Source organism: Hyphomonas sp. L-53-1-40 (assembly GCF_000682775.1).
In the GTDB taxonomy this organism is placed as follows: Bacteria; Pseudomonadota; Alphaproteobacteria; order Caulobacterales; family Hyphomonadaceae; genus Hyphomonas.
Genome location: NZ_AWFI01000016.1, coordinates 121,527 through 144,568, shown reverse-complemented (window position 1 = coordinate 144,568; position 23,042 = coordinate 121,527). Strand labels below are relative to the sequence as shown.

Below are 23,042 nucleotides of genomic sequence, written 5' to 3'. Positions count from 1 at the left end.
TATGTTGAGAGGACTATGATGTATCGAATAACGATAAGTCAATATATTGTTTTTCAATAATATTGAAATTTAGGCGCGAGGGAGGACTGATCGTCCGCAGCGGCTACACAACACGACACACCCTTAAAGTCTGCTTATGTCTGTCCGCCCGCAACTTCTCCGAAGAGGTCGTAGTTGTCCGCCGCCGTGATTGACGCCGAAACGATATCGCCCGGCTTTAACTGGCTGGCATTTTCGAGGTATACGACGGCGTCGACTTCCGGCGCATCAGCCTTGGTGCGGCCTATCATTTCGCCCGGCGAGTCAGATGGTCCGTCAATGATGATGTCCTGAACCGTTCCGACTTGTGCAGCGGCGCGATCAGCAGACACCTTGGCCTGGACTTCCATAAAGCGGTGCCAGCGCTCTTCCTTCAGTGCGTCAGGCACATGACCGGGCAGGTCGCGGCTATCTGCATGGGCGACGTTTTCATACTTGAAGCACCCTGCGCGATCGATCTTCGCTTCGCGGATGAAGTCCAGCAAGATCTCGAAATCCTCTTCGGTCTCGCCCGGAAACCCAACGATGAAGGTCGAGCGGATGGCCAGATCAGGCACATCCCGGCGCCATTGCAGGATGCGTTCAAGCACGCGGTCCTGCTTGGCGGGCCGTTTCATGGCCTTCAGCACCGGCGCAGACGCATGCTGGAACGGAATATCGAGATAAGGCGTGATCAGGCCTTCGGCCATCAGCGGAATGACTTGGTCCACATGGGGATAGGGATAGACATAATGCATCCGCGTCCACACGCCGAGGCTGCCCAGGCCCTTGGCGAGATCGAGGAACCGGGTCTGGTACTCGGTGCCGCGCCAGACCTCCGGCTTGTAGCGTGTATCGAGCCCGTAGGCAGATGTGTCCTGGCTGATGACCAGCAGTTCCTTTACGCCGGCCCGGACCAATTGCTCCGCCTCGGTTAGGACATGATGAATGGGACGGGACGCGAGATCGCCGCGAAGTTTCGGGATAATGCAGAAACTGCACCGATTGTTGCAGCCCTCCGAAATCTTCAAATAAGCGTAATGGCGCGGTGTCAGGCGCAGGCCACTTTCAGGTACCAAGTCGGTGTGAGGATTGTGCGGCGGGGTCAGGTGCGTGTGGACCGCGTCCATCACGGCCTCATACTGGTGAGGCCCGGTGATCGCGAGCACTTTGGGATGCGCTTTCTCGATCACGTCCGGTTCTGCACCAAGACAGCCCGTAACGATGACCTTGCCATTCGCTTCAATCGCTTCGCCGATCGCCTCAAGGCTCTCATCACGTGCAGAATCGAGAAATCCGCACGTGTTCACCAGAACCAGGTCTGCGCCGGAATAGTCCGGGGCGATCTGGTAGCCTTCTGCGCGCAGGCGCGTGATGATCCGCTCAGAATCGACCAAAGCCTTCGGACAGCCGAGAGAGACAATGCCGACCTTTGGGGCTTTGGCAGGCCGGATCGGAGCAGGGGCAAGGGATGTTGTGGTCATGGGCGGTCAGCTACAGGAAAGCACCCTGTCTGCCTAGAAGGGAATGTTTCTCACAAAGGCTTGATTGGCAGTTGTTCCAGCCATCGAATAGCTGCGCGGTGATCGGACTAGAAGGACGTCTCTCATGCCAACCAACACCCAACGTGCCCTATTTGCCTTGCGTATCTCCATCGCAGTTTTCTGCTCAGTATGGGCCATTGAGAAATTCGTGAAGCCGGAAACTACGGCTGCCATCTGGTCCAAGTTCTACCTCGTAGACAGGCTGCCAACGGAAGTTGCCTATATAATTGGTGCGATCCAGCTGCTGGCCGTGGTCCTGTTCGCGCTTGGTCTGTTCAAACTGTGGACCTATGGCTTCTTCCTTACCATTCATGCTTTGGGAACACTTTCCACATGGCAAATCCTGATCACGCCTTACCAAGGTAGCAATCATTTGTTTGTCGCAGCCATTCCCTTGCTGGGGGCGCTGTTGGCACTCTTCCTTATGCGCCGCGACGATACCTGGCTTTCTCTGGGATAGGAGGTTCGTTGGCCGGAATGACTGCCCGGTGGCCGCGGTTACCAAATCCTTTCGTGCATTGGCGCAAATTTCCGGCGAATGTTTGACGCCCGGAAATGCAGGTCGCGTAATCTCGGAACCGGTAGTTAAGGGAGGGGAGACCCATGACGCACCTGATGATTCTTACCGCAGCCTGGGGGGCGGCCATGCTGGGCATCTATCTGGTCATATATACGCTGATTAAGTGGCGTCGAGCCGCGCGGGCCTGCCATCCGATGCCGTTCAGGCGTCGTAAGAGCTATTTGAGCGGGCTAGCCTTCAGCGTCATGTTTGTTGCGTCACCAGCGCTGGTGCATGCTGACGGACACATGATCCAGGCCAGCATCACAGGATTCTTTCAGGCCTGAGCCTCAGGCGTCTTCCAGCTCGACACCCTTGTCCTTCATGAAGTCGCGCAGTTCGCCGCTTTCAAACATCTCTTTGACGATGTCACAGCCGCCAACGAATTCGCCCTTTACATAGAGCTGTGGAATGGTCGGCCATTCCGAATAGGCCTTGATGCCTTCCCGCACGGCCTGATCTTCCAGAACGTTCGTCGAGACATAGTCCACGCCAAGATAGTCCAGAACCTGCACCACAACTGATGAGAACCCGCACTGCGGGAACGTCGGTGTACCTTTCATGAAAAGTACGACGTCATTGGCTTTGACGGCTTTGTCGATGGCGTCAAGGGTGGCTTGGTCGGTCATGGGGAAGTCTCCGGTGTTTCAGTAGATGTGAGTGGGGAGCTTGCTCAGGTCAAGGGACTGAATCCGGTTCGCGGTGCCAATAGGCGCGTTCCAGAGTGCAGGGTTCCCATGGTGCCTCTTGTGAAAAGGATCCGCCATTAAACCGGGTGTGTTCGCCCATGAATCCTCCTCCGAACGTCCAAATGTCCCGGCGTGCCTGACCGGCGTTCGGCGTGAGAAATTCAAGCCCCAAATTCGTTGTTCTGCCCGGGCAGTAGTCCTCGAACTTACGGCGCCAAATAGCTTCTCTGATGTCATCAAGTTCAGTGTCTGACAGGCTGGTCCTCAATTCCAATCGCGCCCGCCCGCTGGCGCAAGTGACGGTGTAGAGACAGGCGTATTCTACACCTTCACGACGTTCATGAAGATGCGAGTCTATCATCCGATCCAGCTTGTCTACGCTTAGGTTTCGCCAGAGCAGGTATCTGTTCAACGGATTGCTGGCAGCAAGGCCACCGATGACAAAAAAGACAGCGGCCACCCACAGGACTATTCGTCTGGGTGACCGCGTCAATTGGGAACGGTGTTTACCAGCCACAGCTCTCGGTGGCGTTCTGGTCTTTCATATAGAGCATCAGCGGATCGAAATACTCGATGATCGCGCTGCCATCCATTTCGCGAGTGCCGGTGAATTCTTCCAGCGTGTCCGGCCAAGGCTGTGACGCGCCAGCTTCCAGCATGGCATTGAAGCGTTTGCCCACTTCCTTGTTGTCATAGATCGAGCAGCGATGCAGCGGTCCTTCCCAGCCAGCCTGCTCACAAGCGGCCTTGTGGAACTGGAACTGCAGGATGTAGCTCAGGAAGTAGCGCAAATAGGGCGTGTTGCCCGGAATATGGTACTTCGCGCCGGGATCGAAGGCGTTTGCCGGGCGCGGGGCCGGTGGTACGAGGCCCTGATTTTTCAGGCGGAGATCCCACCATGACGTGTTGTAGGCCTCTGGCGCAGTTTCACCAGACAGGACATCCCAGCGCCAGCCATCAACGGTCAGCGCAAACGGCAGGAAGGCGATCTTGTCGAGCGCGGTCTGCATCAGAAGTGCCGTGTCGGCATCAGCGCCCGGCTTTTCCTCAGCGGTGATCAGATTGATCTGTTCGAGGTATTCCGGTGTGATCGACAGGCCGACAAAGTCGCCGATGGCCTCATGGAAGCCATCATGTGCGCCGGTTTTGTACAGATAGTCCTGGTCCTTGTAGGCGCGCTGGTAGAAATTGTGACCCAGTTCGTGATGCACCGTATAGAAGTCTTCCGAGTTCACTTCGGTACACATCTTGATGCGTACATCTTCCTCATCGTCCAGATCCCAGGCTGAGGCGTGGCAAACGACTTCGCGGCCCTCTGGGCGCACGATCATGGAACGCTCCCAGAAAGTTTCCGGCAGCGGCTCGAGGCCGAGGGAGGTGAAGAAGGTTTCGCCTGTCTCGACCATTTTGATGGCGTCATAGCCCTTTTCGTTGAGGCGTTCGGTCAGGTCGTAGCTTGGTCCCGGCACATCAGGCTTCACGACGTCATAGATGGATGACCATTGCTGGGCCCACATATTACCCAGCAGGTCAGCGCGGATCGGGCCGGTGCGCGGCTGCACATCGTCGCCGTATTCTTCATTCAGTTTGGCGCGGGTGAAGCAGTGCAGCTCTTCATAAAGCGGCTCCACCTGCGTCCACAGACGTTGCACTTCAGCTTCCATCTCTTCCGGTGCCATGTCGTAGCCGGACAGCCACATCTGATCGAGGCTTTCGAAGCCAAGCTCATTTGCGCCTTCATTGGCGATCTCGACCATGCGGGCATAATCGTCCTTCATCGGCACGGAGATCGTGCGCCAGCCTTCCCAGACAGCTTTGAGCTCTTCCGGGTCGCGGCTGGTTTCAATGATCGTCGACAATTGGTCGAGGTTCAGTGCCTCGCCCTTATAGGTGAATTTTCCGGTGCCATAGGTGGCGTCGAGATTGGTCGTGATCTGCGACAACTCCTCGGCGGCGCCCGGCGTCGACGGGGCAGGGATCGTGATGCCGGTACGCAACATGGTCATCTTGCGCGCCAAATCAGCTGGAAGGACGCTGACATCGAATTGTTTGGACTCATTCGCCAGTGAAACGGCGAGGATGGTCGATGCCGCACCAGCTTCGGCTGCGAGCGCATTGGTTTCGGGCGTGATGTCCGTGGCCTGGTTCCAATAGGCTTGCGCGGCAATACGGCTCTGCGCGGCGAGTTCAGCTTCGGCGCGCTCCAGGAAAGCGCGGGCCTCGGCGATTTCCACGGAATGATCGACTTCAGCGACCACTTCAGGCGCGGTGTCGAGAGTTGTTTCATCTGAAGCTTCAGGCGCGGCGCAGGCCGCAATCATGAAGCTCAGCGCGATGGCGCTGGTGGTTAAGGTCAGGCGTTTCATGGGGTCGTTTCCTCATCCTTGGTTGCGGATGAAACAATAACGAACCGACCGTATCGTCAATGCGTCAGATTCAGGAATCCGGTGCCCGCGTTTTCAGGGCCAGCGCATGAAGTTCGCCCCCCATCGTGCCTTTCAGGGCAGAATAGACCAATTGATGCTGTTTCACGCGGGGAATGCCTGCGAACTGGCTGCTGACGATTTCGGCCTGCCAGTGATTGTCGTCGCCCGCCAGGTCGGTCAGCGTTATCTCGGCTTCCGGGAAAGCGTCGGTGAGGTATCCGAGCAGCGTCTCGCGTGACATGGCCATGGGCAGTTCCTTCCAGTTGCGTGGCAGAACTGGCGTTTAGCACCTGCGACGTCAAGCATCCGGCTGAACCGATTGTGACATCAGGAGGGCAACTCTAAAGTGGTAATAACAGAAATCATGATTGGATTCGCCCCCATGACCAGAATGCGCGCCTTCATTCTCGCCGAAGTTCTTTTCATTGTGATGATTGTCGCGGGCGTCTTCTTCTACATGAACCGCGATGACGACGTGGCGGACCGTCTCACGGAGTATCGCGCGATGTATGTAGATGGCCCAGCCATGCTGAACCTGACGGAAACGCTTTCCTCGGATGCACTGGAAGGCCGCGCTGCGGGATCATCGGGCAATGCCGCAGCACGGGGATTCATCCTGAAGCGGTTCGAGACGATGGAGCTGCGCAGGTTCCACGGGACATACGAGTACGCCTTTCCAGTCCTGCCGGGGCCAATGGACGGGTTATCGGAACCGGCAGACGGTGTGAATATTGTTGGCTGGATCGCCGGGGAGACGCCGGGGCGGGGCCCCATGCTCGTGGTTACGGCCCATTACGACCATCTCGGCATCGTTGACGGAGAAATATATAATGGCGCTGATGACAACGCCTCTGGTGTGGCCGCGCTTGTCGGTGTCGCAGAGTATTTCGAGCGACATCCTCCCACACATGACATCGTCTTTGCCGCGCTGGACGCCGAAGAAATCGGCTATCAGGGCGCAAAGGCTCTGGTCGAATCTGGGCTGATTGATCTTGGGCGGGTCGCATTGAACATGAATTTCGACATGGTTGGGCGATCCGACGCGGGAGAACTCTATGTCGCTGGCACCACGCCTTACCCGCAGCTGAAGCCCATGATTGATGATTTGGCCACCCAAGTGCCGGTAACCCTGCTCACAGGACATGACTCGCCTGAACTCGGACAGGATGACTGGACCAACCAGTCCGATCATGCCGTCTTTCACAAGATCGACATTCCATTCCTGTATTTCGGGGTCGAAGACCACCCCGGATATCACCACCCCTCGGATGATTATGGCAATTTGACACATGATTTCTTTGTGCGGGCGGGCGACACGCTTGTTATGGCGGTGAAGGCGGCGGATGCCTGGCTCATCCCGACCGAGCGTCAGGAAAACTAATCCTTTCAAGGAGGAAAGGGCGTGAGAACGTCGGCACCGCGGGTTGGTTCCAAACCCACTGTGTGTCACCGATTTGCAGTGCTGCACGAAAGTCTCTGAGAACCGTATTTCAATAAATAAAACAACGGTAAGGGTGGTTAATCCGCATTAAGAACATGTGACTTTCCGGCAACTGCTGAGGGTTGCGGATTTGTCATGGGAACAGACACAGTTCAGACACGGTTTTCTTGTGGTCTCGCCGATCTGGCGGGAGCTGAACACGTCTTTAAAGGAGACCACATGTTTAAGTATTTTCTGATCGCATCTGCAGCCACGGGTCTGGCTGTGTCCGCTCAGGCGCAGTCCTATGAGAGCGACACGGGCTTCTATCTTGATGGCGGGTACCAGTACCTGGAAATCGAACCCGATGGTGCAGAGCAGGGTGTTGACACGAACGGCATCGCCGCGCGTCTCGGCTACAAGTTCAACAATGTCTTCAGCCTTGAAGGTGAACTGGCCTCGGGCATCGATGATGGCGAATTCGACTACAATGTTGACGAAGACGAGTTCAATCTCGACGACAACAATGATGGCGATTTCAACGATCTGATCGGCGCTTCCGGCGACATCGGCCTGAACTATCTGGTTGGTCTGTATGGCCGCGCAGATGTGCCGCTTACGGAGCGCCTGAGCGCTTTCGGTCGCGCCGGTTATGCATATATCGATCTTGATGCGTCGCTGGCCACGCCGGGCGGCACACCGATCACGGTTGAGGATTCTGAGGAAGGCCCGGCCATCGGCGCAGGTCTGACCTATGACCTGACCGAAAACTGGGAGCTTCGCGGCGACTACACCTACTATTCGTTCGAAGATACCGACACGAATGGCGTGATGCTGGGTGTTGGTTACAAGTTCTAATCGAACTGTAGCGGCCCACACCGAGCGCCCCTTCCGCAGAATGCGGGAGGGGCGTTTTTCGGTCAGTCGACGGAATTCATATAGGTGGGGAGCCATCCCTCATGCGCCTCGCGGAGGCGGGAGAGAGGGAGGTAATGCTCGGATGTGGCTCCCACGATTTTGAACGCGATGCCGTCACCGGTGAACACGCCGACTTGCGTGACTGGAATTCCAGACTGGGCCAGTTCGGTGCGCAATGCTTCTTCATGGGCCGGGGACACAGCCACGACATAGCGGTCATGGTCTTCGCCGAACAGGTAAGCTGTAGTGTTGTCGGCGGGGGCGAAGATTTCCGTGCCAAGGCCCGAAGCAAGTCCCATCTCCGTTACAGCGCAAGCCAACCCGCCTTCACTCGTGTCATGCACGGCGCGGACTACGTCCGACCCGACCAGTTTACGAACAGCGGAGGCGATGCTCACTGTGCGGTCGAGGTGCATGACCGGCGGCGTGCCAAGATCGTTCCCTTTCAAGGAAAGGATCTGGCGGGCGTAGAGGCTGGCACCGAGCTCGCTCCCATCCGACCCGATCATGAAGGCGAGATCGCCATCCTGCGCGCCCTTCAGCGTCGCGACCTTGGATAGGTCCTCGATCAGTCCGACACCGCCCACAACGGGCGTTGGCGGAATGGCAACGCCATCTGTCTCGTTATAGAGCGACACGTTGCCGGACACGACCGGGAAGTTGAGCTCGCGGCAGGCTTCCGCCATACCTTCGATGGCTTTCACGATGTATCCCATCGTGGCCGGCTTTTCCGGATTGCCGAAATTGAGATTGTCCGTGATCGCAATTGGCATTGCGCCGACGGCAGACAGGTTGCGATAGGCCTCGGCCACGGCGGCCTTGCCGCCCTCATACGGGTCTGCGGCCACATAATGCGGGTTGCAGTCGGAACAGATGGCGAGCGCCTTGTTTGTGCCGTGGATGCGCACAATCGCTGCGTCGCCTTGGCTCTGTGAGGAATCGACCGTATCGCCCATCACATGGCGGTCATACTGTTCCCAGATCCAGCGCTTGGAGGCCATGTCGGGGGAGGACATGAGCTTCAGCAGAACCTCGCCATAATCTTCAGGCTCGGGATATTTCGAAATGTCCAGCGGCGCGCGCTTTGGCGGCTCAGTCCAAGGGCGGTCATAGTTCGGGGCATCATCGGCCAGCGGGGCAACCGGGATGTCACACACCGTTTCGCCGAACTGTTTCAGCACAAGATGGCCATTGTCAGTCGTCTCGCCGATCACTTCTGCCGACAAGTCGTATTTGTCGAACACCGCTTTCGCGACATCGATCTTGTCGGGATAGAGCACCATGAGCATGCGCTCCTGGCTCTCGGACAGCATGATCTCGTAGGCTGTCATGCCTTCTTCGCGCTGGGGCACCTTGTCGAGGTCCATGACCACGCCGATGCCTTCGCCATTCTCGCCGCCGCTGGCGGCCATCTCGACCGAGGAGGAGGTCAGGCCAGCAGCGCCCATGTCCTGGATTGCCTGAATGGCGTCTGTCGCCATCAGTTCGAGACAGGCCTCGATCAGTAGCTTTTCGGTGAACGGGTCGCCGACCTGCACGGTCGGGCGTTTCTCTTCGTCGCCCTCAGAGAATTCGGCAGACGCCATGGTCGCGCCATGGATGCCGTCGCGCCCGGTCTTCGAGCCGACATAGAAGATCGGGTTTCCAGGCGTCGCGCCGCGCGCATAGAAAATTTTGTCCTGGTCGGCGAGGCCCACGGCCATCGCATTGACGAGGATGTTGCCATTATAGCCTTCGTCGAACTGGGTCTCGCCCGCCACGGTCGGCACGCCGACGCAGTTGCCGTATCCACCAATGCCGGCCACGACCCCGGCAACAAGGCTACGGGTCTTGGGATGGTCCGGGGAGCCGAAGCGCAATGCATTGACCAGCGCGATCGGGCGCGCGCCCATGGTGAAGACATCGCGCAGGATGCCGCCGACGCCGGTGGCCGCGCCCTGATAGGGCTCAATGTAAGACGGGTGGTTGTGGCTCTCCATCTTGAAGATCGCCGCCTGTCCGTCGCCTATGTCGATCACGCCCGCATTCTCGCCGGGGCCTTGGATAACGCGGGCATTCTTGGTCGGGAATTTCGAGAGATGACGACGCGAGGATTTATACGAGCAATGCTCTGACCACATCACCGAATAGATGCCGAGTTCGACGAGGTTCGGCTTGCGCCCGAGCCGCGTGACGAGGCGCTCCCATTCGTCGGCCTTGATGCCATGTTCCAGGCCGGCAGTGTCATCCTGCTCGGCGGTGAGGTGGGCGAGGATCGCAGTTTTGTCAGTCATGACCGGCGCTTTAGCGGCAATTGCCACGAGTCGCCAGCCTCATTGTGCTCACTCTGCGTTTTGGGCGTCCAGCCAGGCCTGTCCTTCCATTTTGGCGAGGTCCACCAGGTTGCCCATTGCGAGATTCATGTCGACAAGATGCAGGCCCCAATCGGGGACCACTTTGCCGTTGAAAACAAGATCGCCCGGAATGTCATCGGCGCGCGGATCTGCCGGATCAGCATGTATGCCAATTGCCAGCCAGTCATGGGTATTGTTGGCGAGACACTCGGCTGAAAGCAGGCCGGGGAGTGCCACGAAAGGTGTGTCGACCGCGACGCCGTAATCATTGGGAGTAAGTTTCCCAAGGCTCTGGCGGGGCATGTAAGCTTTCAAATCACCGTTGCCACCGCCGAGCGCCGCCGGATTCGTACAGACCGCGCGTTTGCCGTCCTGAATCTTGCCGAAGAATGAGTCCTCGGGCGGCGGCGAAGATTCGCGGAAACTTGCAAAGCTGACAAGGCATCCGGTTTGGGACGGGGAGGAACATACCGGCAGACCAGAGGCGAGTCCGGTCGAAGGATCGATAGCCGTTTCATACCCAATGGCGTGGACTGCGATGAGCTTTTCCTCAGCAGGAGAGCCGACGATGTCATTCTCCAGCATCTGGTAGATCATGCTGGCACCTTGGGAGTGGCCGATCAGGACGACACCGCGTCCATTGTTCTCGTTGCCCAGGTAGGTGTTCCAGCTGCCGATCACATCAGCGTAGCGCATCGCGTCGTCCGCCCCTGTTTGACCGCTGGTCATCTGCTTTTGCAGTTCCAGCAATGTGGTCTGTCGGTAGATCGGGGCAAAGAGCCGACACGTTTCGCCGTATCGGGCGAACTGATTGGCAACAACGTTCAACTCTTCAGGCCCGGCAATCATGTCGCTGTTTGGCGTCACGTCGAAAGAGACTGTTGGGTAGATGTAGAAGCAGTCGAAGGCGGGCTCAGCCGCCGGGGTATAGGGCAATCGGGTCGTGGTGCCGTCCGCCAGTATTTCGGTGGCTGTCAGGTCGATGGAGCAGGCATCGTCACTCTTGTCCGGATGACAAAGCCAGTTCGCTGTATCGGAATAGTCATTCACCGCGAAGGCAGGCGGCTCGATAGGCGGGTCGGCCGGGGCGTCAGTCACTGAGCCGGCATCGTTTCCGCAGGCGGAAATCGCAAGCGCGGCCGAACCGAGAATGAATTTCTTGAGCATTGCGAATTCTCCTGAGTGTTGGAAAGGATTCGTTGAGCGTGCGTCAGTGACCCAGCACCCGGTCGATTTCTGACAGGTGGCGGCTCTTGTCGGCGTCGCTCAGGAACGAGCCGGTGAAGCTATTGCGGGCCAGCTGGACGATCTGATCGGCCGACAGGTCCAGCGCCTCGGTGATGGCCTCGTAATTCTGGCCGATATAGCCGCCGAAATAGGCCGGATCGTCAGAGTTCACGCACACCAGCAAGCCTTCTTCCAGCTGGCGTTTCACCGGGCTCTTGCGCAGGTCGTCGAGCACGCAGAGCGATAGGTTTGACAGGGGGCAATTGGTGAGCGGCGTCTGGGTGTCGCGCAATACGGCGATCAGAGCGGGATCTTCCATCGCGCGGTTACCATGATCAATCCGGTCGGCACCTATGTCCAGAAGGGCCTCTCGCACATATTCCGGAGGGCCTTCCTCGCCGGCATGCAGGCAGAGTTTGAAGCCAAGCTCGCGGCAACGCGCAAACAGTTTCTGGAACTTTGACGGCGGATGCCCGACCTCGGAACTGTCGAGGCCCACGCCGACAAAATGGTCGTGCCAGGGTACGGATTCTTCCAGCAGGGCAAACCCATCCTCTTCGCTGAGATGGCGCAGGAAGCTCATGATGAGTTCGGATGTGATGCCCAGCTCTTCCTCGCCGCGCTTCAGCGCCGAGATTATACCATCAGCGACAGTTCCAAACGCCACGCCGCGCTCTGTATGCGCCTGCGGATCGAAGAACATCTCGACATGGACGACATTGTCTTCCTTGGCGCGCTTCAGATACGCGAAAGTCATGTCATGGAAGTCCTGCTCGGTGCGCAGCACATTCATGCCCTGATAATAAAGGTCTAGGAATTCCTGAAGATTGTTGAAGTCATAGGCCGCCTTGGCCTCTTCCAGCGTTTTGAACGGAATATCGATCTGATTGCGCTCGGCCAGCGCCATCATCATCTCCGGTTCGAAACTGCCCTCGATGTGCAGGTGAAGCTCAGCCTTGGGCAAGCGCGCGATGAGATCTTTATGGGCGGTCATGGAAGCCTCCTGTCGGGTCAGTCCCATAGAACCGGATCGGACGCGAAGGGCAACCGGTCGAACGCGGCTAACGTGCGCCGAGATAGGTCCAGTTGCGCAGGATGGTCTCCATGGGGCCGCGCTGGAACTTCACCCGCCAGAGGCTGACAAAGGCGACGCTGAAGAGTGCGGTGAGGAAGGCAACGCCAATGGTCTGTGCCGCGGTCAGGCTCGCGAAGTAACCAAAGCCATACGCGGTGAACAGCAACGAGAAGATCAGGCCCTGCATCAGGTAGGCGGTGAGCGAGGACGTGCCGCCCCGTGCGAAGAAAACCGTGACGGGCCCCGGTGTACCTTCGGCCCATTTCGCGATCACGCCGAGATATCCAAAAGTCGAGAACGGACTGCCGATCGTGACCAGGACAAGGCCGAGCAGCATTCTCGGATCGGTCATGCCGTGGCTGTCGACCAGCAACCAGCCGCCTCCGCTGCTGAGCAGCAAACCGACAGGCAGTGCGAAACGGCGCGCAGGTTTCCAGATAGGGGCCGAGGCACGGGCGATGATGCCGCTGCGTACGGCCGCCAGGCCGAACAGGAAGAAGGCGAACGCACCAAATCCCTGGAACATGATCATGAAAGGGAAGCCTGAGAGATATTCAGACACGCGATAGGCCGCTGTTTCGGCAAAACCGGCCGACCCGAAGATTTCGAGCGCCTTGGCGTCTGCCACGGCGAACTCTTCCGTCACCGCCACCATTTCCTCTGGTGCAAAGGTGACCCCTAGATACATCATGAGCGCGATCGCTGAGACGAGCAGGATCTGGATTGCGTAGATGATGCAGCCCCAGACGATCAGCGTCTTCTGGGACGCATTGCGGAACAGGAACAGGATCGAGCCGAGCACCGCATAGATCACGAGAATGTCGCCGATGAAGAAGCAGGCAATGTTCAGCGCGCCAAAGGCCAGCAAGCCCACGATGCGACGCCAGTACCGCCCTGCGAACCCGACCCCGCGCCGTTCAGCGGACTGCATCTGATAGGCGAAGCCGACCCCGAACATGAAGGAGAACAGTGAGTAGGACTTCATCAGAAACAGGGCGTTGACGCCGAACCAGGCCGCGTCATCGATGCCGCTCACCGTTGCACCATCGGCATGATAGCTGCTCATCATGGGCCAGGACAGGACGCCGACATTGACCAGCGCGATGCCGAACAGTGCCCATGCGCGCGCAAGGTCAGGAAAGATTTCGCGGCCAGCAGCCTGGCTTTCTTCAAGATATGTCATGGTGTTGCCCGCAGCCCCAAAATTATTGATTATCGATATATTCAAGCGCCTGTCGCGTCAAGAATAATCTTGTGTGGGCGCGGGCCATTAAGGAGGCCCGGAGGTCAAGCCGCGCTGAGCAGGCTTTCGAATACGCCGAGACCGTCGGTGCCGCCTTCATGCCCGCCAATGGCGCGCTCTGGATGCGGCATCATGCCGAGGATGCGGCCATTTTCGCTGAGAATGCCGGCGATGTCCCGCGCAGAGCCGTTCGGGTTCTGGCCGCTGGCATAGCGGAAGGCCACGCGGCCTTCGCCTTCCAGCGTATTGAGCGTGGTGTCGTCAGCAAAATAATTGCCGTCATGGTGGGCGACGGGGATCACTACGTCCGATGTGTCGGAATAGGCGCTTGTATAGGCCGTGTTTGTCGACTCGATCTTCAGGGCCTGAGGGCGGCAGACAAAGTGGAGCGACGCATTGCGCATAAGCGCGCCGGGCAGGAGACCCGTTTCGCAGAGGATCTGGAAGCCGTTGCAGACGCCGAGCACATAGCCGCCGCGCGCGGCATGGTCGTGCAATTGCGAGATCACGGGTGAATTGCCTGCCATCGCGCCGCAACGCAGGTAGTCGCCATAGGAGAAGCCACCGGGAACCATGACGAGGTCAGTGCCCTCCGGGATCGTGCCATCCTTGTGCCAGACCATGGCCGGCGCCTGGCCTGTTACCTTGGCGAGGGCGTCATGCGCATCGCGGTCGCAGTTCGATCCGGGGAAGACAATCACAGCGGTTTTCATGCGCAGGCCTTTAGCAGGGAGTCGGGTGAAAAGGGAACAGGCATTTGCGGTATTGCCTGTCCCGAAACCAAAAAAGCCCCGGACGCTGCCGGGGCTTTCTGAATCGTGGATGGCGGATTAACGCTGATCCATTGGTACATAATCGCGCTGGGCAGCGCCGGTATAGATCTGGCGCGGGCGACCAATGCGCTGTGTCGGGTCGACCAGCATCTCGTTGAGCTGGGCAATCCAGCCAACCGTACGGGCCAGCGAGAACAGGACGGTGAACATCTGCTTCGGGAATCCGATCGCGTCGAGAATGATGCCGGAATAGAAGTCGACATTCGGGTAGAGTTTCTTCTCGGCGAAGTACTCATCTTCCAGGGCAATCCGTTCTAGCTCCATGGCGACTTTCAGAATCGGCTGATCCTTCAGACCCAGCAGGTCGAGCACTTCGTGCGCGGACTCACGCATCACGGTCGCGCGGGGATCGTAGTTCTTGTAGACGCGGTGCCCGAAGCCCATCAGGCGGAACGGGTCAGATTTGTCTTTGGCCTTTTCAATGAATTCCGGAATGCGGTCCACTGTGCCGATTTCGTGCAGCATGTTGAGGCAGGCTTCGTTTGCGCCGCCATGGCTCGGGCCCCAGAGACAGGCCACGCCAGCGGCCACAGCCGCGAATGGGTGCGCGCCCGACGAGCCTGCAAGACGCACGGTCGAGGTCGAGGCATTCTGCTCGTGATCGGCGTGCAGGATGAAGAAGCGGTCCATTGCTTTCGCAATCTTCGGATCGACCTTGTAGTCTTCAGCGGAGACCGAGAAGCACATGCTGAGGAAGTTCTCCGCATAAGACAGCTCGTTGCGCGGATCGACGAATTTCTGGCCCATATTGTACTTCAGGATGCGAGCGCAGAGCGTTGGCATCTTCGCGATCAGGCGGATCGAGGCGAGGCGACGCTCTTCCGGATCTTCGCTGTCCATGGCGCCAGGATAAAATGACGCCATCGCGCCAACCGTTCCGGTCAGCATGGCCATTGGGTGGCTGTCACGACGGAACCCTTCGAAGAAGCGGTCCATCTGGGTGTGCAGCAATGTGTGCTGCTTGATTTCGTCATTGAAGCTGTCGAGTTCGGCCTTGGAAGGCAGTTCGCCGTTCAGGATCAGGTGGCAAACTTCCGGGAAAGTCGCCTGCGCAGCCAGCTGGCCAATCGGATAGCCGCGGTGCAACAGGATGCCTTCTTCGCCGTCGATGAAGGTGATCTGGCTTTCACAGCTCGCCGTGGAGGTGAAGCCCGGGTCAAAGGTGAACTGGCCGGATTGCGCGTAGAATTTGCGTACATCCATGACGTTCGGCCCATGCGTACCGGACAGGACGGGCATGTCATACGATTTGCCGTCAATTTCGATCTTCGCTGTACCAGCGTCTTTGGTCTTGTTTTCCATCAGCTTTAGCCCTTCCAAATCATGTTTTTGTCCAGCGCGGCGTGGGAGTTTAATCCCTTGCCTTCGCCGTTTGATCTTCAATACGTCCCAGCGCCTCATCCTGTCCGAGCCATTCAAGGACCGGTGCAATGTCTGGCGCGGGCAAGCCGCCTGTCAGCGCAGCCCGTAGCGGTTGACCCACCTGTCCCATGGAGAGGTCGTGGTCAGCGCAATAGGAACTTATGACGTGCGATATAGTTTCTGCTGTCCATTGGCGCAATTGCTGCAGTTCGTCGCGCAGACCGGCGAGCCGGTCAAGTCCTTCTTCTGACAGGGACTTTCGCGCCTTCTTGTTCATTTGGATCGGACGGATGTCCCGTAGGAACGCGAACGCCTCAGCCAGTTCGGGGAGCGTCGTGCCGCGATCCTTCAGGCCGGCCATCGCAGCGCGGATGCGAACGGTCTCGGCGTCGCTCACTGGGGCATTGGATTCAAGATAGGGCAACAGAAGATCGAAAAGGCGCGCGTCATCGGTCGCACGAATGAAATGGGAGTTGATCTGGCCCAGCTTTTCGAGGTCCAGCCGCGCGGGTGCCTTGTTGATACCTTCGATATCGAACAGCGCCGTCGCTTCGGCTTCGGTGAAGATTTCCTGATCACCATGGCTCCAGCCAAGGCGGAGCAGGTAGGCTTTCATGGCTTCCGGCAGATAACCCATCTCGCGATAGGCCAGCGTCGAAAGGGCGCCGTGGCGCTTGGACAGTTTCGCCCCGTCCGGTCCATGGATCAGGGAGACGTGAGCGAATTTGGGGATATCCCAGCCCATCGCCTCATAGATCGGGATCTGGCGGAAAGCATTCCTCAGATGGTCATCGCCCCGGATCACATGGGTCACGCCCATATCGTGGTCATCCACCACCACGGCCAGCATGTAGGTCGGGGTGCCGTCGGCGCGCAGCAGGATCATGTCGTCCAACTCGCTCGCTTGAATGGTCACGCGGCCCTGAACGCCATCCTCCAGCATCCGGTCGCCGCCATCCGGTGCGCGCAGCCGCACGGTATAGGGCGCATCCCTGGAAGGCGCCGGCGCGCCATCGCGCCACGGAGAGCGATAGGGGGCGAGCAATGCATTGGCCTCGGCCAGCAGCGCAGCTTTCGCATCATCTGAAATACCGTCTGCCTTGGCAGCCTGGCGTTTTTCCTCACCGAGGTCGCGGCGCGCTTGCAGTTCTTCGGGCGTCGCATAGCAACGGAAGGCGGTGCCGCGCGCGATCATGTCGAGGGCAACTTCCGTGTGGCGAGCGGCTTGGTCAAACTGCATGACCGCTGGCGCGTCCGGCGTCAGGCCAAGCCAGTCCATGCCTTCCAGAATGGCGGCCGTGGCCTCGTCAGATGAACGGGCGCGGTCGGTATCCTCGATCCGCAGAAGAAACTTCCCGTTGTGCCGTTTCGCGAAGAGGTAGTTGAAAAGTGCCGTCCTTGCCCCTCCAATGTGCAGCATGCCAGTGGGAGAGGGGGCAAAACGCGTGATGACGCTCATGGGACAGGCGGGCTCCGATTGATGGACGCGGGTGAGGCTCTTGCGCCGCAGAAACACAACTCCCCTGCCAAAGGCAAGGGGCGCGCCGCGCAGGATGCAGCGCAGCCACGTCAGATATGGTCAATTGCGACCGTCGATGCACTGCCCCTGTTGCTCGCCTTTGCCATGGCAAGCGGCGCTGCGGCGTATTTTCTGGCTCCCGCTGAACCAGACTTTGAACCGGTATTGCTGGCGCCGCTTGCCATGGCGATCCTGATCGCGCTGGGGCGACGATTCCTGTTGCCATCCCTGCTTCAACTTTGCGTGTGGCTTGCCTTCGGCGCGGCGCTTGGGATGAGTTCAGCCTCGTTGCGGGCGCGGCTGGTCGCAGCACCCGTAATTGTTGCAGAGACCGGGCCGGTCATGGTCGAAGGCTGGCTGTCGGAAATCGAGACAGGCGCCAAGGGACCGCGTTTGCGCATTGATGTGCATGCCATCGCCGGGCTCACGCCGGAAACGACACCCAAGACCGTGCGCCTGACGCATCGCTCCCGGCTGGAGGTTTCGTCCGGACGCTTTGTACGATGCTGGGGTGTGCTGAGGCCGCCGCCTGCCCCGAGCATGGAGGGGGAATATGATTTCCGGCGGCAGGCATGGTTTGAGCAACTTGGCGGCGTTGGCTATGTGCAGGGCCGCTGCCGGGGTGGCACGCTTGGCGCGCCGGATGGAATACTGCCCGATATCCGGATGAAGGTCGCAGCCTTCCGCAGGCAATTGGCGGCACATGTGAACATTGCCGCGGGTGATCGGGCGGGTGGCTTCGCGGCTGCGCTCGTTTCGGGCGACCGCAGCTATATGCGCGTGGAGGATCAGGTCGCCCTGCGTAATTCCGGCCTGGCGCACCTTCTGGCAATCTCCGGTCTCCATATGGCGATTGTGGGCGGGCTGGTTTTCTACCTCATGCGGCGGTTGCTCGCCTGTATCGAGCCATTGGCGCTGCGCGTGGCGGTGCAGAAACCTGCAGCGATCATCGCACTCGGTGCGAGTTTGGCCTATCTGGTCCTTTCCGGCGCGGGCGTTTCCACCCAGCGGGCGTTTATCATGTTGGCGGTCGTGTTCGGCGCGGTTCTGTTCGACCGGGCAGCACTCAGCCTGCGTTCCTTTGCAATTGCGATGATCCTGGTAATCCTATTGCAGCCGGAAAGCGTCATGACGCCCGGCTTCCAGATGTCGTTCGCAGCGTCAGGTGCCCTGATCGCCACCTACGAGGCCTGGACAGCGCGCCGATCCGCTTCCGACCAGGTGCTGGGCAGCTTCAGCTATAGCTGGGCCTCGCTCGCGGTCACGTCTCTCGTCGCCGGCACGGCAACAGCCCCCTACGCACTCTACCATTTTGACCGGCTCGCGGGGCTGGGCCTGCTGGCCAATCTTGCAGCCATGCCGGTGATTACGTTCGTGAGCGCCCCCGCCGCAGCGGCCGCGTTGATCCTCACGCCATTTGGATATGGAGATCTGGGCCTGCGTGTCTTTGGCTACTCGCTGGAGGCCATTCTCTGGATCGCCCAGACGTGTACCGATCAGGCACCAAGCGGGTTATCTCCCGGCAAGCAGATGCCGGGTGTCTCACTCGTCCTGTTCAGTGCGGCGTTGGGACTGGCCGTGATTGCAAGGGGCGTATGGCGCTGGCTGTTTGTGGTTGCCCTCAGCGGGCCGGCAATCTGGCTGTGGATCTCGGCTCCGGCCATGGCGCTGCATTGGTCGGCCTCGGGTGACGTGTTCGTGCGGCTGGCTGGTGGAGAGGTTCACAAGATCAGCTATATTGATGGGGATGGTTTGTCGCCGATGCGGTTCAGCACGTTGGAGCCGTCAGGACTGTGTACAGACTGGCCGTGCATTCTGGATACCGAGATCGGCCGGGTAGCGCTGCCGCGCCCCGATGCCGACGCCACAGCCTGTCATCCTCGCGCCGATGCCGCGTATGAACTTGTCCCACACGCCCTGACGGATACGGGCGAACGATCCGTCAATTGCGCTGAGCCTGTCTTGTGGTCTGACGTAGTCCGGACAGGTGCGATCACCCTCAACACGAAAGGTGCGTCATCGAAAAAGGCCGCGCCTTGTAAAGCGCGGCCCTGGAAACCTTGCAGTGTGGAAACCGATTAGTCGTAGCGACGGATCAGAGCGACGAGGCGGCCCTGTACCTGCACCCTGTCTGGTCCGAAAATACGTGTTTCGAACGCCGGATTGGCGGCTTCAAGCGCCACGGAGGCGCCTTTGCGGCGAAGGCGCTTCAGTGTGGCTTCCTCACCGTCGACCAGCGCGACGACGATGTCGCCGGTATTGGCTGTATCCGTACGACGGCAGACCACGATGTCACCCTCAAGGATACCCGCGTCGATCATTGAGTCGCCCTGAACTTCCAAGGCGAAGTGTTCTTCTCCATCGGTCAGGCCATCTGGCGCGTTGACGTGACCATTGTCCTGCTGGATCGCAGAAATCGGCAGACCGGCGGCAATGCGGCCGATCAGCGGCACGGTATGTGCGCTCTGTGTCGGGGCAGGCTGACCGGAGGATACGAGCGCCGGCTTGAACTCCTTGCGGCCGCGAGGGGCACCGGGCGAAACCGACTCCGGTAGTTTCAGCACTTCAAGAGCGCGGGCCCGATGCGCAAGACGCCGGATGAACCCGCGCTCTTCAAGCGCTGTGATAAGACGGTGGATGCCGGATTTGGACGCCAGGTTCAGCGCATCCTTCATCTCGTCAAAGGATGGCGAAACGCCGGTTTCCTGAATGCGCTCATTGATGAAGAGCAGCAATTCCTTTTGTTTACTAGTCAGCACGGGTGACTCCCTTCGGGCGAATCTATGTTCACTTATGTTCTACATGTGTTCATGCTTCGGGTCAATTCGTGCCACCTACCCTCATTTGTGTAACGCTTTTGTGGCGGTTTATGCCCATTTTCATAAGGCTTTCCCCGATAAGAAAGCGCCGGGCGCCTGTTTCGCGCAATCTTTTGATATGTTCGGGCGATGAGACGCCACTTTCGGAAATCAGCACCTTCTCAGCCGGGACCAGCGGCGCGAGGCGCTCGGTTGTGGCCAGATCGGTGACCATGCGCTTCAAGTCCCGATTGTTGATGCCAATGAGCGGAGACGGCAGGTCGAGTGCACGTGCCAACTCTTCCTCATTGTGGGTCTCGAGCAGGACATCCATGCCGAGGTCGAGTGCCGTATCCGTCATCTCGCTGGCCTGAGCGTCGCTGAGGCAGGCCATGATGACCAAGACGCAATCGGCGCCATGCACGCGGGATTCGATCACCTGATAGGGATCGATCATGAAATCCTTGCGCAGCATGGGTAGGCCCACAGCGGAGCGAATTTGAGCGAAATCCTCCAGATTGCCGCCAAAGCTCGGCCCGTCCGTCAGGACGGAGAGACAGGCCGCGCCACCGGATTCATATTCGCGGGCAATCTGGACAGGATCCGCGCCCGGCAGGATGTCCCCGGCGGACGGGCTCTTGCGCTTCAGCTCGCAGATCAGCGCGTTCTCGTCGAGGCCGGCAATCATGGACATGGATTGAGCGAAGCCGCGCGGCGGGCTGGCCTCGGGCAGGCGTGACTCCAGCGCGGCCAGCGGGGTCTCGCGCTTGGCGGCGGCGACTTCATCGACCTTGTAGGCGATGATGCGATCAAGGGCGGTGCTCATTCCGGGTCCTGCCCGTTGGAGAGGGCGGCCAGTGCTCGCAGGGTTTGCCGGGCCTTGCCGCTATCGATGGCCTCGGCGGCCATGACGGCACCCTGTCTGAGCGTGTCAGCCTTTCCATAAACATGAAGGCCGGCGGCCGCGTTGAGCAGCACGACATCGCGGAACGGGCCTTCCTGGCCCTCCAGCAATTCGGTGATGGCGAGCGCATTGTCTTCCACGCCTCCACCTTCGAGGGTCGAAAGCGGGCTGGTTTCCAGCCCGGCATCGGCAGGCGTCAGTTCAAATTCGTGCAGGTCATCGCCCGCGACTTCACAGACTTTCGTCGTGCCGGCGATGGAGATCTCGTCAATGCCGTCCAGGCCGTGCACGACCCAGGCGCGCTTGGTGCCGAGACGCGACAGGGTCTCGGCCATCGGGCGCACCCATTCGGGCGCGAATACGCCCAACACCTGGTATTCGGCGCCAGCCGGATTGCTGAGCGGGCCAAGCAGGTTGAAGATGGTGCGGATGCCAAGTTTTGCGCGCACCGGCGCGACATGGCGCATGGCGCTGTGATGGCTGCGCGCGAACATGAAGGCGACGCCGCAGCCATTCAGGCATTCAAGAAAGGTCTCTTCGTCCATGTCGAGATTGACGCCGAGCGCTTCGAGGACGTCGGCTGAGCCGGTCTTGGGCGGCACCGAACGATTGCCATGCTTGGCGACGCGTCCGCCTGCCGCCGCGATGACAATCGCGCTGGCTGTGGACGTGTTCAGGCTTTTCCATGGCAGGCCGCCTGTTCCGCATGTATCGAGGACAGGTCCTTGCACATGCACCTTCCGGGCATGTCGGCGCATGATGCGCGCCCCGGCCGCGAGCTCATCGGCTGTCTCGCCACGCACGGTCAGGCCCATGAGAAACGCGCCGATCTCTTCGGGGGCCGCTTCGCCGGACAAGAGCTTGTCGAAAGCCCCCTCAAGCGTAGCGACGTCCAACGGCTGGCGGCGGGCAAGGGCCAGCAGGGCGGTGGTGAGACTGTCTGATGGCATAAGGAAGGTCATCCGGGTCTGGTTCGCGCCTGCATAGGGCGTGTGAGGGCGTCAGATCAAGTCTGACGACGCCGCAGGGCGAGGTTTCGGTACCTCCGCCACAAAGGCTTCAAGCAGGATACACGAACACGTGATCGCGTTTTCAGGAAGATTGGGTTAGGTTCGCCGAACAGGGGAAATTCAAGAGAAAACAAACCTGATTGAGGAGGACATTATGAAACCCAATTTGTTGCTCGCGGGCGTAGCCGGCATGGCCTTGCTGGCCGCCTGTCAGACCGCACCAGCAGACGATATGTCAGACAACCTGACCGCCGAAGAGACAATCGAAGTCGAAACCGTGATGGACGCGGAAGAAGACGTGGAAGTGGAGGCTGCGGTCGAAGCGGAAATGGCCGAAGCGGCCGAGACGGTAGATGATGCCATGAACGTCTCCAACTCCGTGGCGCTCGCCGCCGCGCTGGCCATGCAGCCGGAAGAGGTGCAGGCCCGCTACGATGCGCGCAATCCGGGCGCAACGCTGGAATTTTTCGGCATCGAGCCGGGCATGACGGTTGTCGAGGCCCTGCCGGGCGGTGGCTGGTATTCCAAGATCCTGCTTCCTTATCTCGGTCCTGAGGGCAAACTGATCGGCGCGCACTATCCGGACGAGATGTGGATTCGCATCCTTCCAGGCGCCGACGAGGAACGCGTCGCGGGCATCCTGGCCCAGCTTGAAGGCTGGACTGAGACCGCAGAAGGCTGGGCCGGCGAGAATGGCGCGAAAGTCTATGACTACAAGCTGACAACCCTGCCGGACGACAAGGCAGAGAAGGCCGATGCTGCATTGTTCATTCGGGCATTGCACAATCTCTACCGGACTGAAGCAGAGCTTGGCACGTTCACAGCTACCATTGCCGAGACCTATCGTATTCTGAAGCCGGGCGGCGTGGTCGGAGTGGTCCAGCACCGCGCGTCGGAAGACACGCCGGACGAGTGGGCCGATGGAAATGCAGGATATCTGAAGACCAGCATCGTGGTCGATGCTTTCGAGGCTGCCGGGTTCGAACTGGAAGAATCGAGTGAGGTCAATTCCAACCCCGCCGACGATGCCGGTCCGGGCGACATCGTGTGGCGCCTGTCACCGAGCCTTGCCACGACCGAGGAAGGCAGCGCTGAGCGCGAGGCGATGGCTGCCATCGGCGAGTCAGACCGCATGACGCTGCGCTTCCGCAAGCCGAAATAGGC

General features: G+C 59.4%; 20 protein-coding genes. 6 read left to right on the top strand and 14 right to left on the bottom strand.

Annotated elements, in window-relative coordinates:
* Positions 1 to 134: 134 nt before the first annotated feature.
* Positions 135 to 1,502 carry a 30S ribosomal protein S12 methylthiotransferase RimO gene (gene rimO, locus L53_RS11645; protein WP_034815534.1) on the bottom strand — a complete coding sequence of 456 codons (1,368 nt, stop codon included), beginning with the start codon at positions 1,500 to 1,502 and terminating at the stop codon, positions 135 to 137.
* Positions 1,503 to 1,626: 124 nt separating this feature from the next.
* On the opposite strand from rimO, the gene L53_RS11640 reads away from it, so the two are divergent.
* Together L53_RS11640 and L53_RS11635 are read left to right on the top strand one after the other, a co-directional pair.
* Positions 1,627 to 2,022, top strand: a complete 396-nt coding sequence (locus tag L53_RS11640; protein ID WP_034815532.1) for a hypothetical protein — start codon at positions 1,627 to 1,629, stop codon at positions 2,020 to 2,022.
* 143 nt (positions 2,023 to 2,165) lie between these two features.
* A complete protein-coding gene (locus L53_RS11635) occupies positions 2,166 to 2,408 on the top strand; it encodes a hypothetical protein (RefSeq protein ID WP_034815530.1) in 243 nt (80 codons plus the stop codon).
* Between the two features lie 3 nt (positions 2,409 to 2,411).
* Here L53_RS11635 and grxD read toward each other — a convergent pair whose 3' ends face one another.
* The 3 genes from grxD to L53_RS11620 form a co-directional block, all read right to left on the bottom strand.
* Positions 2,412 to 2,750 carry a Grx4 family monothiol glutaredoxin gene (gene grxD, locus L53_RS11630; RefSeq protein WP_034815529.1) on the bottom strand — a complete coding sequence of 113 codons (339 nt, stop codon included), beginning with the start codon at positions 2,748 to 2,750 and terminating at the stop codon, positions 2,412 to 2,414.
* Positions 2,751 to 3,316: 566 nt separating this feature from the next.
* Complete coding sequence (locus L53_RS11625; protein ID WP_034815528.1) at positions 3,317 to 5,176, bottom strand: M2 family metallopeptidase; 1,860 nt, start codon at positions 5,174 to 5,176, stop codon at positions 3,317 to 3,319.
* A 70-nt stretch (positions 5,177 to 5,246) separates the two neighbouring features.
* Positions 5,247 to 5,483, bottom strand: coding sequence for a BolA/IbaG family iron-sulfur metabolism protein (locus L53_RS11620; RefSeq protein WP_034815527.1), 237 nt, complete (start codon positions 5,481 to 5,483; stop codon positions 5,247 to 5,249).
* Positions 5,484 to 5,618: 135 nt separating this feature from the next.
* Between L53_RS11620 and L53_RS11615 the strand changes: the two genes are divergently transcribed.
* The gene (locus L53_RS11615) at positions 5,619 to 6,617 is read left to right on the top strand and encodes a M28 family peptidase (RefSeq protein WP_198019802.1); all 999 of its coding nucleotides are present in this window, start codon (positions 5,619 to 5,621) and stop codon (positions 6,615 to 6,617) included.
* Positions 6,618 to 6,896: 279 nt separating this feature from the next.
* Positions 6,897 to 7,514, top strand: coding sequence for a porin family protein (locus tag L53_RS11610; protein WP_034815756.1), 618 nt, complete (start codon positions 6,897 to 6,899; stop codon positions 7,512 to 7,514).
* A gap of 62 nt (positions 7,515 to 7,576) precedes the next feature.
* Here the strand turns inward: L53_RS11610 and purL are convergent, their stop codons facing one another.
* The 7 genes from purL to gltX all read right to left on the bottom strand — a co-directional run bounded on the left by purL (position 7,577) and on the right by gltX (position 17,106).
* Positions 7,577 to 9,847 (bottom strand): phosphoribosylformylglycinamidine synthase subunit PurL, encoded by a 2,271-nt coding sequence (gene purL / locus L53_RS11605; protein WP_034815754.1) that lies wholly within the window; start codon positions 9,845 to 9,847, stop codon positions 7,577 to 7,579.
* Positions 9,848 to 9,895: 48 nt separating this feature from the next.
* A complete protein-coding gene (locus L53_RS11600) occupies positions 9,896 to 11,074 on the bottom strand; it encodes a DUF3089 domain-containing protein (RefSeq protein ID WP_034815525.1) in 1,179 nt (392 codons plus the stop codon).
* Positions 11,075 to 11,117: 43 nt separating this feature from the next.
* A complete protein-coding gene (locus L53_RS11595; protein ID WP_034815524.1) occupies positions 11,118 to 12,128 on the bottom strand; it encodes an adenosine deaminase in 1,011 nt (336 codons plus the stop codon).
* 67 nt (positions 12,129 to 12,195) lie between these two features.
* Positions 12,196 to 13,392, bottom strand: a complete 1,197-nt coding sequence (locus L53_RS11590) for a DUF418 domain-containing protein (protein WP_034815522.1) — start codon at positions 13,390 to 13,392, stop codon at positions 12,196 to 12,198.
* Between the two features lie 104 nt (positions 13,393 to 13,496).
* Positions 13,497 to 14,165 carry a phosphoribosylformylglycinamidine synthase subunit PurQ gene (gene purQ, locus L53_RS11585; protein WP_034815521.1) on the bottom strand — a complete coding sequence of 223 codons (669 nt, stop codon included), beginning with the start codon at positions 14,163 to 14,165 and terminating at the stop codon, positions 13,497 to 13,499.
* A 117-nt stretch (positions 14,166 to 14,282) separates the two neighbouring features.
* Positions 14,283 to 15,587 (bottom strand): citrate synthase, encoded by a 1,305-nt coding sequence (gene gltA / locus L53_RS11580; protein WP_034815520.1) that lies wholly within the window; start codon positions 15,585 to 15,587, stop codon positions 14,283 to 14,285.
* A gap of 49 nt (positions 15,588 to 15,636) precedes the next feature.
* A complete protein-coding gene (gene gltX / locus L53_RS11575) occupies positions 15,637 to 17,106 on the bottom strand; it encodes a glutamate--tRNA ligase (protein WP_034815519.1) in 1,470 nt (489 codons plus the stop codon).
* A gap of 21 nt (positions 17,107 to 17,127) precedes the next feature.
* Between gltX and L53_RS11570 the strand changes: the two genes are divergently transcribed.
* Positions 17,128 to 19,248, top strand: coding sequence for a ComEC/Rec2 family competence protein (locus L53_RS11570; protein WP_051607880.1), 2,121 nt, complete (start codon positions 17,128 to 17,130; stop codon positions 19,246 to 19,248).
* Here L53_RS11570 and lexA read toward each other — a convergent pair.
* From lexA to trpD, 3 genes are all read right to left on the bottom strand, one after another.
* Positions 19,245 to 19,925, bottom strand: a complete 681-nt coding sequence (lexA, locus tag L53_RS11565) for a transcriptional repressor LexA (protein WP_034815518.1) — start codon at positions 19,923 to 19,925, stop codon at positions 19,245 to 19,247. The two genes, L53_RS11570 and lexA, sit on opposite strands and share 4 nt — an antisense overlap.
* 61 nt (positions 19,926 to 19,986) lie before the next feature.
* The gene (gene trpC / locus L53_RS11560; protein ID WP_034815516.1) at positions 19,987 to 20,790 is read right to left on the bottom strand and encodes an indole-3-glycerol phosphate synthase TrpC; all 804 of its coding nucleotides are present in this window, start codon (positions 20,788 to 20,790) and stop codon (positions 19,987 to 19,989) included.
* Positions 20,787 to 21,830: an anthranilate phosphoribosyltransferase gene (gene trpD, locus L53_RS11555; RefSeq protein ID WP_034815515.1), complete on the bottom strand. Its 1,044-nt coding sequence runs from the start codon at positions 21,828 to 21,830 to the stop codon at positions 20,787 to 20,789. Before trpD ends, trpC begins: the two co-directional genes overlap by 4 nt.
* 202 nt (positions 21,831 to 22,032) lie before the next feature.
* On the opposite strand from trpD, the gene L53_RS11550 reads away from it, so the two are divergent.
* Positions 22,033 to 23,040 carry a class I SAM-dependent methyltransferase gene (locus L53_RS11550; RefSeq protein ID WP_034815513.1) on the top strand — a complete coding sequence of 336 codons (1,008 nt, stop codon included), beginning with the start codon at positions 22,033 to 22,035 and terminating at the stop codon, positions 23,038 to 23,040.
* Positions 23,041 to 23,042: the final 2 nt, after the last annotated feature.